Origin of the sequence: Flavobacterium sp. A45 (assembly GCF_002001005.1) — a bacterium.
In the GTDB taxonomy this organism is placed as follows: domain Bacteria; phylum Bacteroidota; class Bacteroidia; order Flavobacteriales; family Flavobacteriaceae; genus Flavobacterium.
The window spans coordinates 28,821-46,842 of record NZ_MUNX01000104.1; the positions used below are offsets into that span (position 1 = coordinate 28,821).

Genomic DNA, 18,022 nt, shown 5'->3' on the forward strand with positions numbered 1-18,022 from the left:
CAATAAAAAAAAATTGGGTCCGTAATTTTAATGTGTTTTTGGAATTTAGGAACCGTTTAAGTGCTTTTTTGTAAGTTGATGAAGAATAGCGGCTTTAAACTACGTATTTTTATACGTAGTTTGTACGTATTTTTTAAGTACTTTAAAATCATTATAAATTGCGAAGTAAAATTGCATATTTGGTTGTTATTCTTTCTTAATTACCATAAATTTGTGGGACTTTTTAAAAAAATATAATATTTATATCATTATGGCAAAATCTGCAATATTGAAGTCGTCTATAGCTAAAAAAGTAGCTATGGCGCTTTCAGGACTTTTTTTGATTTCGTTTCTATCGCTTCACTTCTTTATTAATTTCGTATCTGTTTTTAGTGAGAATTCATTTAATGCGATGTCACATTTCATGGGTTACAACCCGTTAATTCAATTTGTTATGCAGCCTGTTTTGGTTGCGGGAGTAGTTTTTCACTTCGTTATGGGATTCGTTCTGGAACTGAAAAACAGAAATGCAAGACCTGTCGCTTACGTAAAGTTTGACGGTGCTGCAAACTCATCTTGGGCTTCTAGGAATATGATTATTTCTGGTTTGGTTGTGTTGGCTTTTTTAGGATTACACATGTATGATTTCTGGTTTCATGAAATGGTTTACAAATATGTGGAGTCAAATGTTATTGATGAAACAAGATATTATCATGAATTAGTAGCTAAGTTTGAAAGTCCAGTTCGTACAGGATTGTACAGTGTTGCTTTCGTTTTATTAGCATTGCACCTTTGGCATGGTTTTACTTCCTCATTGCAATCAGTTGGGTTCGACAATAAAATAGGGAAGTCATTGCATAAAATCTGTTATGCATTTGCAATTATAGTTCCTTTTGGATTTATTTTCATTGCACTATTTCATCATTTTAATAATTAATTATCAATCTATCTCTAATGAAACTAGATTCTAAAATACCAGAAGGTCACATTTCACAAAAATGGACTGATTATAAAGATCACTTAAAGTTAGTTGCTCCAAACAACCGACCTAAAATAGATATTATCGTAGTAGGAACTGGATTAGCTGGTGCTTCGGCAGCAGCATCTTTTGCCGAAATGGGTTATAACGTAAAAGCATTTTGTTACCAAGATTCTCCACGTCGTGCACACTCAATCGCTGCACAAGGAGGTATTAACGCTGCAAAAAATTATCAAAATGATGGAGATAGTACTTTCCGTTTGTTTTATGATACAATTAAAGGAGGAGATTACAGAGCACGTGAAGCAAACGTTCATCGTTTAGCTGAAGTTTCTGGAAACATCATCGACCAATGTGTGGCACAGGGAGTTCCTTTTGCCCGTGATTACGGAGGAATGTTGGATAACCGTTCTTTTGGTGGTACACAAGTACAACGTACTTTTTATGCTGCTGGACAAACAGGACAACAATTATTATTAGGAGCTTATTCTTCCTTATCAAGACAAATTGGTCTTGGAAAAGTCGATATGTACAACCGTCACGAAATGTTGGAATTGGTAAAGGTTGACGGAAAAGCTCGTGGAATTATTGCTCGTAACTTGATTACTGGAGAATTAGAAAGACATTCTGCTCACGCTGTAATTATTGCAACAGGAGGATACGGAAACGTTTATTTCCTATCTACAAATGCAATGGGATCGAACGTAACTGCTGGTTGGAAAATTCACAAACAAGGAGCTTTGTTCGCAAATCCTTGTTACGTACAAATTCACCCAACTTGTATTCCAGTTCACGGAACCAATCAATCTAAATTGACGTTGATGTCTGAGTCGTTAAGAAACTCTGGACGTATTTGGGTTCCAAAGAAAAAAGAAGATTCAGAAGCTATTAGAGCAGGGAAATTGAAACCAGTTCAAATTGCCGAAGAAGATAGAGATTACTACTTAGAAAGAAAGTATCCGGCATTTGGTAACTTAGTTCCTCGTGATGTTGCGTCAAGAGCTGGAAAAGAAGTTTGCGACGAAGGTCGCGGAATTGAGGCTAATGATACTAACGAAGGTGTTTATTTGGATTTCGCTACAGAGATTCAATCTAAAGGAAAACAAACGGCTTACGCCAAAGGAAATCACAATCCTTCTCAAGAAGAAATTCTTACATTAGGAAAAAAATGGTTAGAGGAAAAATACGGTAACTTGTTTACTATGTACCAAAAAATCACAGATGAGAATCCTTATGAAACTCCAATGAAAATTTACCCTGCGGTTCACTATACTATGGGTGGAGTTTGGGTTGATTACAACTTACAATCTACTATTCCAGGTTGTTTCGTTGCAGGAGAAGCTAACTTCTCTGACCACGGAGCGAACCGTTTAGGAGCTTCGGCTTTGATGCAAGGTTTGGCTGATGGATATTTTGTATTGCCATACACCGTTTCTAATTATTTAGCTGATGATATTCGTACTGGAAAAATCTCTACAGATTTACCGGAATTCGTAGCTGCAGAAAATAATGTAAAAGAGCAAATCAATAAATTCCTTTCTAATAATGGGACAAAAACGGTGGATCATTTCCACAAACGTTTAGGTTTGATTATGTGGAATAAAGTTGGAATGGGTCGTAATGAAAAAGGTCTAACTGAAGCCATTTCTGAAATTGCTGCTTTAAAAGAAGAATTTTATAAAGATGTTTACGTTCCAGGTAGTTCTGATGAAATGAATCCTGAATTAGAAAAAGCGCTTCGTGTTGCCGATTTCATCGAATTAGGACAATTGATGGCTATGGATGCCTTACAACGTAAAGAATCTTGTGGAGGTCACTTCCGTGAAGAGTATCAGGATTCCGAAGGAGAAACGCTTCGTGATGACGAAAACTTCTCGTTTGTTGGAGCATGGGAAAACAAAGGATATGATGTTACAAAATCGGAACTTCACAAAGAGGAATTGAAATACGAGTTTATTAAAATCGCAGCTAGAAATTACAAATAATAGAATTATGAGCGCAGCAAAAAATATCAATATAACTCTTAAGATTTGGCGTCAAAAAAACTCCAAAGAAAAGGGGAAAATGGAATCATACAAACTAAATGATGTTTCTACAGCCAGTTCATTTCTGGAAATGTTAGACCAATTGAACGAACAATTGGTAAACGAAAGAAAAGAACCAATCGCTTTTGACCACGATTGTCGCGAAGGAATTTGCGGAATGTGTTCTTTGTATATCAATGGTCGTGCACACGGACCAGATACTGGAATCACAACTTGTCAATTGCACATGAGAATGTTTAATGACGGTGATACCATTGTGGTTGAACCATGGAGAAGTGTTGCTTTCCCAGTCATTAAAGATTTAGTTGTGGACAGAACAGCTTTTGATAGAATTCAACAAGCTGGAGGATTTGTTTCAGTGAATACTTCTGGAAACACTATCGATGCCAATACTATTCCAGTTCCTAAAGACGATGCTGACAAAGCTTTTGAAGCAGCAGCTTGTATCGGTTGTGGTGCTTGTGTGGCTACTTGTAAAAATGGTTCTGCTATGTTATTTGTTGGAGCAAAAGTTTCACAATATGCATTGTTACCGCAAGGAAAAGTGGAAGCCACAAATCGTGTATTGAACATGGTTCGTCAAATGGACGAAGAAGGTTTTGGTAACTGTACCAACACTGGAGCTTGCGAAATTGAATGTCCAAAAGGAATTTCCCTTGAAAACATCGCTCGTATGAACAGAGAATATCTTTCTGCAAGTTTGAAATAGTATTTCAAAATAGTTTAAATAAAAAACGTCCCGAGAAATTGGGACGTTTTTTATTTAATTAAACACGAAAATTCTTAATGTTTTGTTTATATTTGAAACATATAATTCTCATACTTATAATATTATTTACAAACCAATAAAGAAGATAATACTCTTTAAAAACTATTCCCCCTCTATGAAAAACAAATTCCTGCTATTGTTGATTACCTCTTTTCTAATAGGTTGTTCCAATGATTCAACAGATGATTCCCAAGACACATCATCTTCTACAAACAGAATAAAAAAAGTTGAAGAAATTCAAAACGGTATAGTAATAAAAACAAGTGATTATGAATATAACAGTTCAGGGGACATCTCTAAATTAATTATAAAAGATAATTCGAAATCGTATCAAACAACTTTTAATTATGACTCTTCTAATAAAATGATTAGTTGGAATTTAAAAGAATACTATTTAGCAAATCCTTCTGATGTAATAGATCAAGTGAATACGCTGGAATACACTAACGGACTAATTACTAATATTTGTATTAGTAGAACAGAAATGGAGTGGGATGTTTTAACGAATTCGATGGATAGAATTAGTTTTTCCTATTCAGGTTCGGAACTAACTTCAATAAAACATTACATTCAAATTACTAATTCTAAAACAGCTGAATGTTCTGAGGTCACAGATGTAGATAATGAAGAATTTTTTGAATATTCTAAAGGTAATTTAATTGGTTATGAAGCGCCTGGCACTGGTTTCTCAGACGAGTATTATGAAATTGAATATGATAATGGCAGAAATTATCTGTCTGCAATAAAACCAGATGCATTTAGATATGCTTTAGGAAATCAATATTCTGTTAATAATAGAAAAAAAGTAAGTGTATATGATTCTTATAATGATGAGCTCACGGCAACTATTATATTTGAAAACACTTATGATGAAAACAATAATCTTGTAAAAGCTGTCGAAAAATATTATTATGTTGGGAGTACAACTCCGTCCAATACAACAACCATGAATTATTATTATCACTAATCATAAAATTTAAAGTTGATGTCAGACAACACATTTATATCAAAAACGTCCCTAATCATCGGGACGTTTTTTTATTACATAAAGTTGAAAACATTATTTTATTAACTGTAAAAGAGGTTTTCCTTTTTCAACGATGTAAGTAGCCAGTTCGCTGGCTTTAGTCTTGCCAAGGTTTTTAGCAGAATGAATTGTACCAGCAGGGATGAATAATACTTCTCCAGCTTTTAGTATAACCGGAGGTTTACCCTCTACAATATATTCAAGTTCACCTTCAAGAACATAAATGATTTCTTCACCGGGATGATTGTGGTTTCCGAAAGCAGTTCCTGGTTCGAAATCAATATTTGCTTGAACCATTTCGATACCAGAAGTGCTCATGTCGTGGCGTTGCAGCTCGGTGCGGCTGATTCCATTAGGCTTAGTTTGAGCAGAGGCAGAAATAGTGTATGTTCCTATAAGTAAAATAGTCACTACAGTTCTAAGTAAATTTTTATTGCTTTTCATTTTAGTATAGTTTTTTTTAGTGATTTAAAGTCATTTCAACAGCTAGTCTCTTATTTTGACTGCAATGCATTCTATTTCAATAGCAGCATTTTTCGGCAAAGAGACTACTTCAATTGTACTTCGGGCTGGAAAGTGATTTTGAAAGTAACTACCATATATTTTATTGATAACTTCAAAATTCTTCAGATCAGTAATGAAAATAGTTGTTTTCGTAATATGGTTTAAATCGGAATTATTATTTTGAAGAATGGCTTTTAAATTTTCAAAAATCTGAATCGTTTGTTCCTGAATTCCTTGTTTCAAAGTATTTGATTTTGGATCTATACCAATTTGTCCTGACACAAATATTAAATCACCATAACTTGTGGAATGGCTGTATGGACCAATTGGTTTTGGCAAATCGGTGTGATTTACAGTTACTATTCTTTTGGTATTGGTACAAGATGACAAAATTATTAAAAGTAGCAATACTACTATTTTGTTCATGATGAATTAGTTTTAGAGAATAAAAAAAGGGTTAACCATTTAGACTAACCCCTTTTTTAGTTTAATTATTTTTTAATAAAATTTAATAATTCAGAGTTGAATTTTTCTAACTCTTCGATGAATAAAGCGTGACCGCTTTTTTCTAAAGGAACCAATGTAGAGTTTGAAATTAGTGAGTGCATTTGCTCTGCTAATTCATAAGAACAGATTTTGTCTAATTTACCGTGCAATATAAGAGTTGGAATTTTTATCTTTTTTAAATCATCACGTAAATCAGTGTCTCTTAAAGTTTTTAAACCTTCAGCCATTGCATAAGGAGAAGCCTGTGCTTGGATTGTTCCTAACCATGCTCCATATCCAGGAGATACACTAGTAGCATTAGCAGGGAATATTTGTCCAAAATTCTCTAATAATTGAGGTCTGTTAGTATTATTCAAAGCAATCAAACCATCAACATCTGCTTTAGTCCAATTACCGAAGTTAAAATCGGCTCTTTTTGTCCAGATTGGCGCTGCTGCTCCGAATAAAGCTAATTTTGAAACGTGAGCGGCATTATATTTGGCTACATAATGGATCACTGTTGCACCTCCCATTGAAAAACCTCCTAGAGTTGCATTTTCAATTTTTAGCTTATCTAAAATCACCTTGATGTCATCTGCAAAAACATCGTAGTTGTATTTTCCTCCCGGTTTGTCAGATAGTCCAAAGCCTCTTAGGGTAATTCCGATTACACGATATCCTTTTTCAACAAAATAAGCATATTGGTATTCGTACATAGCATCGCTTAATGGCCATCCGTGAATTAAAACTATTGGTTGTCCTTCTCCAAGGTCAGTTACGTGAAGTTTTACATTTTTTTCTACTTCAATGTATTCTTCTCTTCCATAAGAAGCTGGAGTTCTTTTTGTTTGTGCAAAAGATTGCAAGTTGATTAATAGAGCAATAAAAAGTCCGATTGATAAGATTAAATTTTTCATTTTATAAATTTTTAAAGTTGTTAATTATTGGTTTTAATTATATTCTTAATTTGATATTGCAAAGTTGTTATAATTTGGGAAGCGTTACAATGGATGGTTTTCCCTTTAAATTGCACTTTTTTCCTTTTCTTAATTTAGGCTTGAACAAATTCTAAAATATCTTTGTTGATAGTGTCGGCATCAGTAGTTGGCATACCGTGAGAAAGCCCTTTGTATATGATAAGTTTGCCGTTTTTTAAAAGTTCAGCTGCTTTAACTGCAGTTGTTGCATAAGGGACAATCTGGTCGTCATCTCCGTGAAGAACCAAAACTGGGATTTGTACACTTTTAAGGTCTTCGGTAAAATCAGTTTCAGAAAAAACTTTGATACAGTCATAATGTGCTTTAATGCCACCCATCATTCCTTGTCTCCACCAATTGTCCTGAATTCCTTTTTTTACATTTGCTCCTTCACGGTTATAGCCATAAAAGGGAACTGTAAGGTCTTGATAAAATTGTTGTCTGTTGTTTAAAGTATTGAATCGGATATCGTCAAATACTGATAATGGCACTCCTTCTGGATTTCGGTCATCTGCAATCATGTATGGTGTGATGGCACTGATTAGAACTACTTTGGCCACGCGGTCTTTTCCATATTGAGCAGCATATCGTATTGCTTCACCACCTCCTGTAGAATGGCCAACGTGGATGGCATTTTTTAAGTCTAAAAATTCAGTTAATTCGGCTACATCTGCAGCGTAAGTGTTCATGTCATTGCCTTTGTATGTTTGAGTGGATCTGCCGTGTCCGCGTCTGTCGTGAGCGATTACTCTGTATCCCTGATTTAAGAAAAACATCATTTGTGCATCCCAATCATCTGATGACAATGGCCACCCGTGGTGAAAGAAAATTGGTTGTCCTGCTCCTAAGTCTTTGAAATAAATTTCTGTTCCGTCTTTTACTGTGAATTTGTTCATGATTTTATTTTTTAAATGTTATTGTTATTTTGATATTGCAAAGTTGCGTCAATTGCCAAAGGACAACAATGGATGCTTTTCCTCTTGAATTGCACTTTTTCCCCTTTTTGTCTAAAAAGTTTTTTTTATAATATATACGAATGAATTTTATTGTAAAATTTAGATTTTTGGCATAAAAAAAGTGCGGCTGTAAAACCGCACTTTAATAAAATATTCATTTAATACTAGAATTGCTTTCGAAATGACAAAGGTGAAATGCCTGTATTTTTTGTAAAAAACCGAATGAAATAAGCATCATCTTCATAATTTAAACTGAAAGCTATTTCTTTTACAGTCATTGCTGTATGTGCTAACAGCCGTTTGCTTTCGAGTATAATTCTGTTTTTTATGATGTCGTTTGGCGTGTCTTTACTTAATAAGCCAATTTTCTTGCTGAGGTTTTTTGGAGTTAAAAACAACATTCCCGCATAGTCAGCAACAGTATGATGTGTTTTATAATGCTGTTCTACCAGTTTGCTGAATTTTCTCAGAAATTGAACATCTGATTGCTGATTATTCTCTGATAACAAATGCTGCTGTTTCCATATTCTGGTCGATTTGAGAATAATGAGTTTCAATAATATTCGCAACATTTCTTCGGTGTTTGCATCTTCATCCTTCATTTCAGATTGTATTTCCCGAATTATATTTTGAATATCTTTCGATTGATCTTCATTTAATTGAATAAATGGAATTTCAAAAACATTATTGTAGAGTATTCCATCACAAGCGACTTCCTGATCGTGAATTTCGATGCAATAAAAATCTCTGTTAAAATGTAATAATAACTCACCTCCAAATTCAGCTTCATTCGGTTTTATAATCACTTTTGGATTTAAGAAAAGCAAAGAATCAGTTTCTATTTGAAACTCCTGAAAATCAACTTGAATTTTGGATTGTTTTGGTAAAAACAAAACTTTGATGTGTTCATCAATTTTGATCAACGTGTTTTCATCAAGTTCCTGTTCTGTAAAGTTTAGATTGCCAAACTGTTTATAAGAGAATTCTTTAAGCATATTATTCGATTATATAATAGTCGTATATACCATTAGCTTTTGCTGAGCGTAAATATAAATAAAATATCAAGTAATAACTTATAGCCTATAAAATTTAAAGGTTAATATGGTTAGCTATAATTATTATAAGAATGATTTATAAGAATTTGAAAAGCCTTCAATAACTCACAAAAAGATTTAAGTTAAAGTTTAAAACAGATGTGTTTGATGATTATATTTTTTTTATTTGAGATTTAAATTTCACTAATTTTATACTATGAAAGTAGCCTTAATACAATCTTCTTTATTCTGGGAAAACCCAGAAAAAAACAGAAAAAAGCTCGGAGAAAAAATCAATGCCATTTCCGAAAGTGTTGATTTAATTGTTCTTCCTGAAATGTTTACTTCGGGTTTTACTATGAATCCCAATGCTGTCGCCGAAACGATGCAAGGCGAAACAATTACTTGGCTAAAACATTTGGCGAAAGCCAAAAACGCAGCCATAACAGGAAGCTTAGTTATTACCGAAAAAGGAAATTTCTATAACCGATTGGTTTTTGTTTTCCCTTCGGGCGAAATTCAGTTTTACGACAAGAGACATTTGTTTACTCTAGCTGGAGAAGATGAAATCTATACCGCAGGAAGCAAAAAATTAATTGTTGAATATAAAGGATGGAAAATTTGTCCGCTGATTTGTTATGATTTGCGTTTCCCTGTTTTTGCCAGAAATGTAGAGGAATATGATTTGCTGATTTATGTTGCCAATTGGCCAGAAATAAGAATAAAAGCTTGGGATGCTTTGTTAAATGCACGTGCGATAGAAAACATGAGTTATACTATTGGAGTCAATAGAATTGGGGAAGATGATAACAATTTTCAATATAATGGACATTCCCAAGTTGTCAATTTCTTGGGAGATTACATTATGGAACCTATAGAAATTAAAGGGGTTTTTATAGTCGAATTAAATAAAGCCGAGTTACTCCTGGCCAGAAAAAAATTTAACTTTTTAAGCGATCGAGATTCTTTCGTGCTAAAATGAACTCGATTTCTTTTTCTCTTTTTCTTTTTTCTTCTTGGGTTCTGGAGTATATGGGATACTTAAATCAAAAGATTGACTCACATCCCAATTGGTTCGAACATCTACTCCTTTAGAAAAATAAACAACTTCTTCCGCTTGTCGTTTTTCGAGATAACTTCCTGTATCCCATTCCTTGTTTTTATTCTCGTCATAAATTGCCCGAAGTGTATATAAATAAGGTTCTAGGAGATTAAATTCAATTTCTGTTTTGCTTTCGGTATATTCACTTGCTTTGACAATTTCACCTTTTTCATCAGTCAATTCAATAATAACTGGAAATTGTTTTACGTTTTTTAAACTCACGATAAGATTTCCGTAATCAGCACGGTTTCTGGTACTGGTACTAAATGATAGAGTATCATTTGTTTTTTCTAAAAAATCAGTAACAGCGCCTGGCATCAATTTTAAATGGTATTTCTGTGCTTCTTCTATTTTAAAATCGACATATAATCGTTGGGTGTATTCATCATATGCAGTAGTAAATGCAACGTCAGCCGAATCTTTGTCAATAAGTTTCATTTTTGATTTGTCAAAATTTACCAATGGAGTATTGGATTCCAATGTAAATCGGTCTCTAAAATTCAAAATTCCACTTTGAACGGCCTTAATGCTCAAAGTGTCATTTTTTTGATTTTTGATTTTAAAAGTAAAGTCTTTTTGGTACTTGTCTTTTACAATATTTAGCGAAAGCGAATCCACTTTCAAAGGTTTATACCACACTTGCAAAGAGTCTTTTTTTTCTATTTTTGTAACTATTGAAGGTACAATTTCGCCATTGTTTTTCAAAGTGATTTTGGCCAATTCGCCATTGTTTTTTGGATTTCCTTCATAACCTACAATTAATCTATTTCCTGAGGATTGACTTGGCTTAAGGGCTTTAAAAGGCATCTCTTCCTTAAATAATTCTAATTCAAAAACGGTATCATTAGGAATCGTTACAATTTGTTTGTTAAATCCTATTCGGTCTGATTTGGGGTTGAATTTATTATTGCTATTGTTGTCTTTCATAGCAACCAAAAAGTATTTCCCCGCTTTTAGATTCTCCAATCTAAACGTTTTCAAACTATCCAAAGTATTGGTAACATATCGAGGGGTTTCTTTGTAAACGGTAGAATCGTTAAATTTTTCATTCGCTTCATAAAGCATAATCGAAACAAAAGAAGCAACTTCTTTATCATAAGCATCTTTTACTCTTCCGCCAAGTGCCAAAGAATCGATATAATCTCCCGTAGAAAACACATATTTAAATTGGTTGAACGGATTTCCCTCGTTATTATCGGCAATACTTTGCCCAAAATTCATACTATACGTCGTGTTGGGTTGTAGTGTGTCATTTATAGTGATGGTCAATACTTTTGTTGCAGTCGTTGGAGTAATCAACGGTTCATTCTTCATTGGAGGCGAAATAATCAATTGCTTGTTTAGGTTTTTAAGCTTGATGTTTTCATCAAAAGTAAGTTTGATTTTATTGCCTTGAAATTTAACCGAATAATTTTCAGGGAAACTGGATTTCAAAGTAGGAGCAATAGTATCTTTTGCACCACCAGTAATGGAGCCTCTTTTGGCACAACTAATAAAAAAAAGAAGAAATAAAAAAGGAATATATTTAAAATGTTTTTTGAACATAATGAACTAAAATTTGATTCTACAAAATAACAATTATATTTAATGTAATCGAAATATTTCACGAATTATTAGGAGCTATTTCCTGCTATCCGCTTGTATCTTTTTATAAGGTGAAGAAAAATCACCTTATAAAAAGGATATCGCTTCAAACGAAGTTCACTGAACTCCAATTAAAATGAATACTAAGTGAAGTAATCAGGGCTAGGGATTCACGATAAAAAACATGTTTTTAATTCAATTAACCATGTAAGAAATATAAGCTCATTTAAGTTTTTCTTCTATGAACTTATATTTCTTATATGGTTAAAAACACACACACCTTTTTTTATAAATTCTATTTAGTTAATACATGAATTATTCATTCAAGTTAAGCACAATCATAAAAATCTTTGCGATTCTCTGCGAGTACTTCGAGAATCTTTGCGTTATAATTAAGCAAATATGTTTGCTCCACATTTACGGGCCATTTCTCATGCTAATTCATTAAATTTGCACTCAAAATAGATCTTCAATGAGCAATATTAGAATCACCAAACAATTTAATTTTGAAACCGGTCATGCATTATACGGTTATGATGGGAAATGTAAAAATGTGCATGGTCATAGTTATAAGTTGTCGGTTACCGTTATTGGGAAACCAATTACGGATCGGAACAATGTGAAGTTTGGTATGGTCATTGATTTTTCGGATCTAAAAAAAATTGTGAAGGAAGAGATTGTCGATCAATTCGATCATGCAACTGTTTTTAATGAAACAACTCCTCATATTGAATTGGCAAAGGAGCTAAAATCTCGTGATCATCACGTAATATTGGTTGATTATCAGCCTACAAGTGAAAATATGGTAGTCGATTTTTCTCAAAGAATCATCCGCAGATTACCTCAAAATATTCAACTTTTTTCTTTGAAATTGCAGGAAACAGAGTCTTCATTTGCTGAATGGTTTGCAAGCGACAATCAATAATTTATACGTAGTTCATGCAATTATCCAACAATAAAAAAATCTATTTCGCCTCCGATCAACATTTTGGCGCACCAACTCCAGAGTTGAGTTTTCCAAGAGAGCATAAGTTTGTCGCTTGGCTAAACGAGGTAAAAGACGATGCCGAAGCGATTTTTCTTTTAGGTGATTTATTTGATTTTTGGTTCGAATATAAAACGGTTGTTCCAAAAGGGTTTGTTCGTATTTTAGGTAAGTTGGCCGAAATTCGCGACAGCGGAATACCTATTTATTTTTTTGTGGGAAACCATGATTTATGGATGGCCGATTATTTTGAAACCGAGTTGAACATTCCTGTTTATCACGATAACAAAGAATTTACTTTTGGAGACAAAACCTTTTTGATTGGACATGGCGATGGAAAAGGCCCTGGTGATTTAGGCTATAAACGCATGAAAAAAGTGTTTACCAATCCATTTTCCAAGTGGCTTTTTAGATGGCTTCATCCCGATCTTGGAGTGAAATTGGCTCAATATCTTTCTGTTAAAAACAAACTTATCTCAGGTTCCGAAGACGTTAAGTTTTTAGGTGAGGAAAACGAATGGCTTATTCTTTATGCCAAACGAAAATTGGAAACCAAACATTATAATTATTTTGTTTTTGGTCACCGTCATTTGCCCATGATAAAATCAGTCGGCGAAAATTCAGAATATGTAAATCTTGGCGATTGGATCACTTATTTTACCTACGGAGTTTTTGACGGAGAAAAATTCGAGGTTAAAAAGTTTGAATAAATTCTACAAGTAATTCAACTCACTTTCGGCATTTTATAAATAAAATTAAGATGGCAACTGGTAATCATAAATTAGACAATCCTGTTTGGTATTCAGTGTCCGAAACTCATAAAGATTTCGTAATTGATTTTGGAACTATAAAATTTTATCATCCCGATTATTGCCCTTTCGGAGGTTTTGTTGCTTTTGATAACATGGAGAAGTCTATTTCTGAATACTCTAAATTAGCCAGTAATTTTTTTATTATAGGGCAGAAACCAAATGTGCCACACAGCCTAAAATTGAACAATGAATTAATCTGTTTGCAAATGATTATTCATGACAGAATTGAGGGAAATATCGATGATGAGATTGTGAAATTAGAGGAGGAACACTTAGACGATTTATTGGGATTGGTCAAAATTGTATATCCCGATTATTTTAAAAAGAAGACTGCTGAATTGGGAAATTATTATGGCATTTATAAAAACAATCAACTCGTTGCTGTAACTGGCGAACGAATGCAAATGGATGAATACACCGAAGTAAGTGCTGTAATTACACATCCAGAACATACTGGGAAAGGATACGCAAAGCAATTAGTTACTCATACTGCAAATGCTATTTTTGCAAAAAACAAAACCCCATTTTTACATGTTGCCGAATCCAATGTTGGAGCAACCAAGCTATATGAAAAATTAGGCTTTGTAACCAGAACCAAAATAAGTGTTTGGAATATTGTAAAAACTGAGTAAGATATTTTTTAAAAAATGTTGTCTCAATAACTTTTACGACTGATTTTCATGATCTTCCAAATCTTTTCGCAAATCTAATTTTCTAAATTCAGGAGATACCAAGCCTGTGAAAACCACAATAATTAGTGTCATACTTCCGCCAAATACAACAGCAGTAACGGTTCCCATCAGTTTTGCGGTTAGTCCGCTTTCAAAAGCACCCAACTCGTTTGAAGAACCTACAAATATTGAATTTACGGAGGCTACACGACCGCGCATGTGATCGGGAGTTTTAAGCTGTAAAATGGTTTGTCTGATAACCATAGAAATTCCATCAACAACTCCACTAAAAAATAAAGCTAAAAGCGAAATCCAAAAACTTGTAGAAAGACCAAATATAATGATACATACACCAAATAGGAAGATGGCGGTCAATAATTTCATTCCAGCATTTTTATTCACAGGAACGTAGGCTGTAAAAAACATAGTCAAAATAGCACCAACTGCTGGTGCTGCTCTTAGAAATCCAAATCCCTGAGGTCCTACTTTTAAAATATCCAAGGCAAAAATTGGGAGTAGGGCTACTGCTCCCCCAAACAAAACTGCAGCCATATCTAGCGTTAGGGCACTTAAAATCGTTTTGTTGTTAAAAACAAATTTAACTCCTTCCTTTAAACTCTCCATAACAGGTTCGCCAATTTTTGGATTCAAAATAGGTTTTTCTCCAATTTGGGTTAACAGTAGTAAAGCAAAAACAGAGCACGCTAGAACCAAACACATTGACCAATGAACTCCAATTAAATGAATAGAAAAACCTGCCACGGCTGGCCCCACAACCGAGCCTACTTGCCAAACGGAACTACTCCAAGTCGCCGCGTTTGAATAGGCTTTTTTAGGAACAATTAATGCCAAAAGCGAGAAAACAGTTGGCCCTAAAAAAGAACGAACAATTCCTCCGAAGAAGACTAGACCATAGATAGTATATAGAATAGTTGTCGTTGACAAACCTGAATTTATTTCTGGCCAAGTAATTAAAAACAATCCTAGACTAATTACTGAAAAGCCTAAAATACATTTTGATAGAAGCCCTTTCTTTTCATTTTGATCGACAAAATGTCCTGCGAATAATGACACTGCTATGGCCGGAATGATTTCCATTAAACCAATTATACCAAGTGAAAGTGCACTTTTTGTAATTCTATAAACTTCCCATTCGATTACGATAAATTGCATGGACCAGGCAAAAACCATGGCAAAACGAATCAATAAAAAGGTGTTGAATTCTTTAAATCTCAGGGCTGCGTATGGATCGTTTTTTTTCATCTTAATCTTGAATTATTTAATGTCTTTTAATCGTAATTGAATGCTTACTTTGTCATTCCACTCATTTTCATCGATGCAATATACAGCATCAAATTCTTTTTGATTGCAGGTTAAGTCCTTTTTATTTCCTAGTCCAAAGCCAATAGCGGTAAGACCTTCAGTATTGTTTTGTTTTACAAATAACTTTAAGTGTTCATCTTCAGAACCTAGTGTTTTGGCATAACCAGTGTCTTTTATTTTTTTTGTTAAAAAAACAGGAGTCATATTTAATGGTCCAAAAGGCTCAAATTGTTTCAGGATCCGAATTAATTTTGGAGAAATGTCTTCAAAATTGATTTCGGCATCTATGGATATTTCAGGAGTTAATTGATCGGGATGAATGGTCTCCTGAACTATTTTTTCAAATGCATTTTTGAAGTTTTGATAGTTTTCTGCTGCCAAAGTCATTCCCGCCGCATACATATGTCCTCCAAATTGTTCCAAATGTTCGGAACAGGCTTCGAGCGCATTGTATACGTCAAATCCTTTTACTGATCGTGCAGAAGCGGCATATTTATCACCACTTTTTGTAAAAACCAATGTGGGACGATAATAGGTTTCGATTAATCGGGAAGCCACAATTCCGATGACTCCTTTGTGCCAATCCTCTTGAAAAACCACCGAAGTGAAGTTTTTCTCTTCTTTGTTTTGGGCGATTTGCTGGAGTGCTTCTTTGGTAATCTGTTTGTCTAGATCTTTTCGGTCAGAATTGTATTGCTCAATTTCGGAGGCAAATTGCTGTGCTTGTTCAAAATCAAATTCAGTTAATAATTCGACTGCATGATTACCGTGTTTGATTCGGCCTGCAGCATTGATTCTCGGTGCAATTATAAATACAACATCAGTAATGTCGAGTGTTTTCTTTTTTATTTGATGTATCAATGCTTTAATTCCTGGTCTTGGTTCCGCATTGATTACCTGCAATCCGAAATAAGCCAATACACGGTTTTCACCTGTCATGGGTACAATATCGGCTGCAATTGCTGTGGCAACCAAGTCAAGATACAATACCAAATCTTCAATGGTTTGGTCTCTATTGGCACCTAAGGCCTGAATGAGTTTGAAGCCTACACCACAACCACACAATTCATCATAAGGATAATCACAATCTTCACGTTTTGGATCCAAAACTGCAACGGCTTCAGGTAAAGTTGCCCCTGGTCTATGATGATCGCAAATGATGAAATCTATGTTTCGCTCTTTTGCGTAAGCGACATGATCAATAGATTTTATACCGCAATCCAGAGCTATGATGAGTGAAAATCCGTTGTCATCGGCAAAATCAATTCCTGCGTAGGAGACTCCGTAACCTTCATTATAACGATCCGGAATATAAGTGGCAATGTTTGGATAATAGCTTTTTAAATAAGAAGAAACGAGAGATACTGCGGTGGTTCCGTCAACGTCATAATCCCCGAATACAAGTATGTTTTCCTGATTTTCAATGGCCTTTTCGATACGTTCGACGGCTTTGTCCATATCTTTCATTAGATAAGGATCGTGTAAGTCGTCTAAACTTGGTCGGAAAAAAAGTTTGGCCTGTTCAAAAGTTTCAATACCTCTTTGTATTAATAAAGCTGCGACGAATTCTTCTACATTCAAAGCTTGGGCTAGGTGCTTTATTTTTTCTTCAGCAGGTTTTGGCTTAAGTGTCCAACGCATTTTTTATGGCAGTATTAGGGTACTAATTTTTTGTATTTAATGAAATATAATTATTTCAAAAGCAATGCTTCTCCTTCAAATTGAATTCCGTCCCAACCTGTTTTCATGAAGTTGCGAATGTTTTGGTGATTGGTCCCATTTGGATCACCCAAAGTTTCTTCAAAATAATAGGCTCCAAAACAAGCTAAAGTTTCGGCAACGGATAATTTTTGCAATAGCGCAAAAGCAAATAATTTGCAAGATCCCGAGTTTTCTCCAGCTGCATTGTGTTGTTCTCCGTTTTGAAAAGCGGTCGGTGTAAAAGTGTAGTTTTCTTCTATTGTTGCAATCGTTTCTGCGAATGTTATGGCAGTTGGAGTTTGTTTTAGTTTGTCTAAAAAGGTATTGATGTTCATATTCTTGTATTTATTCTTCGTCTTTTTGAAATTTACTTTTCTTGGCTTCTTTTACAATTGTTTTTCCTGCAACTACTACGACAATTTCACCGCGAGGGGCTGTTTTTTCAAAATGTGTAAGCACTTCATGAGCCGTTCCTCGAACATTTTCTTCGTGTAGTTTTGATAATTCCCTGCAAACACAAATGGTGCGATCTTTACCAAAATAAGTAATGAATTCGGCTAAGGTTTTAACTAATTTATGTGGAGAAACATACAGAATCATCGTACGGGTTTCCTCTGCAAGTTCCAGATATCGGGTTTGTCTTCCTTTTTTCTCTGGAAGGAAACCTTCAAAAACGAATTTGTCATTAGGTAATCCACTATTGACTAAAGCAGGAACAAAAGCCGTTGCGCCAGGTAAACATTCTACTGCAATTCCGTTTTCGATACAGGCGCGAGTGAGTAAAAAGCCTGGATCCGAAATAGCTGGAGTTCCCGCATCAGAAATTAATGCGATGTTTTCACCAGCTTTTAATCTTGAAATTACATTCTCGATTGTTTTGTGTTCGTTATGCATGTGATGACTGTGCATGTGCGTGCCAATTTCAAAATGCTTGAGCAGTTTACCGCTCGTTCTGGTGTCTTCGGCCAGAATTAAATCTACTTCTTTAAGAATCCTAATGGCACGAAAAGTCATGTCTTCGAGGTTGCCGATAGGTGTTGGGACGATATATAATTTGGACATTTTTGTAGCTTAAAGAGAGTATTTAA

The 18,022-nt window shown here is 34.4% G+C and carries 18 protein-coding genes; 8 read left to right on the forward strand and 10 right to left on the reverse strand.

All coding sequences use genetic code 11. The features are described from left to right. Positions 1-250 precede the first annotated feature (250 nt). The 4 genes from B0E44_RS13210 (at position 251) to B0E44_RS13225 (ending at position 4,739) form a co-directional block, all read left to right on the forward strand. The gene (locus tag B0E44_RS13210) at positions 251-916 is read left to right on the forward strand and encodes a succinate dehydrogenase cytochrome b subunit (RefSeq protein WP_077375979.1); all 666 of its coding nucleotides are present in this window, start codon (positions 251-253) and stop codon (positions 914-916) included. Positions 917-933: 17 nt separating this feature from the next. Next, positions 934-2,943: a fumarate reductase/succinate dehydrogenase flavoprotein subunit gene (locus B0E44_RS13215; protein ID WP_077375982.1), complete on the forward strand. Its 2,010-nt coding sequence runs from the start codon at positions 934-936 to the stop codon at positions 2,941-2,943. A 7-nt stretch (positions 2,944-2,950) separates the two neighbouring features. Next, positions 2,951-3,712, forward strand: a complete 762-nt coding sequence (locus B0E44_RS13220; RefSeq protein WP_077375985.1) for a succinate dehydrogenase/fumarate reductase iron-sulfur subunit — start codon at positions 2,951-2,953, stop codon at positions 3,710-3,712. A 175-nt stretch (positions 3,713-3,887) separates the two neighbouring features. Continuing rightward, a complete protein-coding gene (locus B0E44_RS13225) occupies positions 3,888-4,739 on the forward strand; it encodes a hypothetical protein (protein WP_077375988.1) in 852 nt (283 codons plus the stop codon). A 93-nt stretch (positions 4,740-4,832) separates the two neighbouring features. Here B0E44_RS13225 and B0E44_RS13230 read toward each other — a convergent pair whose 3' ends face one another. The 5 genes from B0E44_RS13230 to B0E44_RS13250 form a co-directional block, all read right to left on the reverse strand. Beyond that, positions 4,833-5,243 (reverse strand): cupin domain-containing protein, encoded by a 411-nt coding sequence (locus tag B0E44_RS13230; protein ID WP_077375992.1) that lies wholly within the window; start codon positions 5,241-5,243, stop codon positions 4,833-4,835. 42 nt (positions 5,244-5,285) lie between these two features. Further along, complete coding sequence (locus B0E44_RS13235) at positions 5,286-5,729, reverse strand: RidA family protein (RefSeq protein ID WP_077375995.1); 444 nt, start codon at positions 5,727-5,729, stop codon at positions 5,286-5,288. A gap of 65 nt (positions 5,730-5,794) precedes the next feature. Further along, complete coding sequence (locus tag B0E44_RS13240) at positions 5,795-6,706, reverse strand: alpha/beta fold hydrolase (protein ID WP_077375998.1); 912 nt, start codon at positions 6,704-6,706, stop codon at positions 5,795-5,797. Positions 6,707-6,840: 134 nt separating this feature from the next. Continuing rightward, positions 6,841-7,662: an alpha/beta fold hydrolase gene (locus B0E44_RS13245; protein ID WP_077376001.1), complete on the reverse strand. Its 822-nt coding sequence runs from the start codon at positions 7,660-7,662 to the stop codon at positions 6,841-6,843. Positions 7,663-7,886: 224 nt separating this feature from the next. Then, positions 7,887-8,717 carry a helix-turn-helix domain-containing protein gene (locus B0E44_RS13250; protein ID WP_077376004.1) on the reverse strand — a complete coding sequence of 277 codons (831 nt, stop codon included), beginning with the start codon at positions 8,715-8,717 and terminating at the stop codon, positions 7,887-7,889. Positions 8,718-8,973: 256 nt separating this feature from the next. Between B0E44_RS13250 and B0E44_RS13255 the strand changes: the two genes are divergently transcribed. Continuing rightward, positions 8,974-9,738, forward strand: coding sequence for an amidohydrolase (locus tag B0E44_RS13255; RefSeq protein WP_077376007.1), 765 nt, complete (start codon positions 8,974-8,976; stop codon positions 9,736-9,738). Here B0E44_RS13255 and B0E44_RS13260 read toward each other — a convergent pair. Beyond that, a complete protein-coding gene (locus B0E44_RS13260) occupies positions 9,730-11,403 on the reverse strand; it encodes an Ig-like domain-containing protein (protein WP_077376010.1) in 1,674 nt (557 codons plus the stop codon). The genes B0E44_RS13255 and B0E44_RS13260 overlap by 9 nt on opposite strands. A gap of 511 nt (positions 11,404-11,914) precedes the next feature. On the opposite strand from B0E44_RS13260, the gene B0E44_RS13265 reads away from it, so the two are divergent. Genes B0E44_RS13265 through B0E44_RS13275 form a run of 3 tightly spaced genes read left to right on the forward strand, consistent with a single transcriptional unit; the run spans position 11,915 to position 13,871 of the window. Next, complete coding sequence (locus B0E44_RS13265) at positions 11,915-12,367, forward strand: 6-carboxytetrahydropterin synthase (protein WP_077376013.1); 453 nt, start codon at positions 11,915-11,917, stop codon at positions 12,365-12,367. 14 nt (positions 12,368-12,381) lie between these two features. Further along, positions 12,382-13,137: a UDP-2,3-diacylglucosamine diphosphatase gene (locus B0E44_RS13270; RefSeq protein ID WP_077376016.1), complete on the forward strand. Its 756-nt coding sequence runs from the start codon at positions 12,382-12,384 to the stop codon at positions 13,135-13,137. Between the two features lie 50 nt (positions 13,138-13,187). Beyond that, positions 13,188-13,871 carry a GNAT family N-acetyltransferase gene (locus tag B0E44_RS13275; protein WP_077376019.1) on the forward strand — a complete coding sequence of 228 codons (684 nt, stop codon included), beginning with the start codon at positions 13,188-13,190 and terminating at the stop codon, positions 13,869-13,871. Between the two features lie 33 nt (positions 13,872-13,904). On the opposite strand, the gene B0E44_RS13280 is transcribed toward B0E44_RS13275, so the two are convergent. Genes B0E44_RS13280 through rsmI form a run of 4 tightly spaced genes read right to left on the reverse strand, consistent with a single transcriptional unit; the run spans position 13,905 to position 17,996 of the window. Further along, positions 13,905-15,173 carry an MFS transporter gene (locus tag B0E44_RS13280; protein WP_077376022.1) on the reverse strand — a complete coding sequence of 423 codons (1,269 nt, stop codon included), beginning with the start codon at positions 15,171-15,173 and terminating at the stop codon, positions 13,905-13,907. Positions 15,174-15,185: 12 nt separating this feature from the next. Then, positions 15,186-16,874: a single-stranded-DNA-specific exonuclease RecJ gene (gene recJ / locus B0E44_RS13285; protein WP_077376025.1), complete on the reverse strand. Its 1,689-nt coding sequence runs from the start codon at positions 16,872-16,874 to the stop codon at positions 15,186-15,188. Positions 16,875-16,924: 50 nt separating this feature from the next. Next, positions 16,925-17,269: a HopJ type III effector protein gene (locus B0E44_RS13290; protein WP_077376028.1), complete on the reverse strand. Its 345-nt coding sequence runs from the start codon at positions 17,267-17,269 to the stop codon at positions 16,925-16,927. A gap of 10 nt (positions 17,270-17,279) precedes the next feature. Continuing rightward, the gene (rsmI, locus tag B0E44_RS13295) at positions 17,280-17,996 is read right to left on the reverse strand and encodes a 16S rRNA (cytidine(1402)-2'-O)-methyltransferase (RefSeq protein WP_077376031.1); all 717 of its coding nucleotides are present in this window, start codon (positions 17,994-17,996) and stop codon (positions 17,280-17,282) included. Positions 17,997-18,022 lie beyond the last annotated feature (26 nt).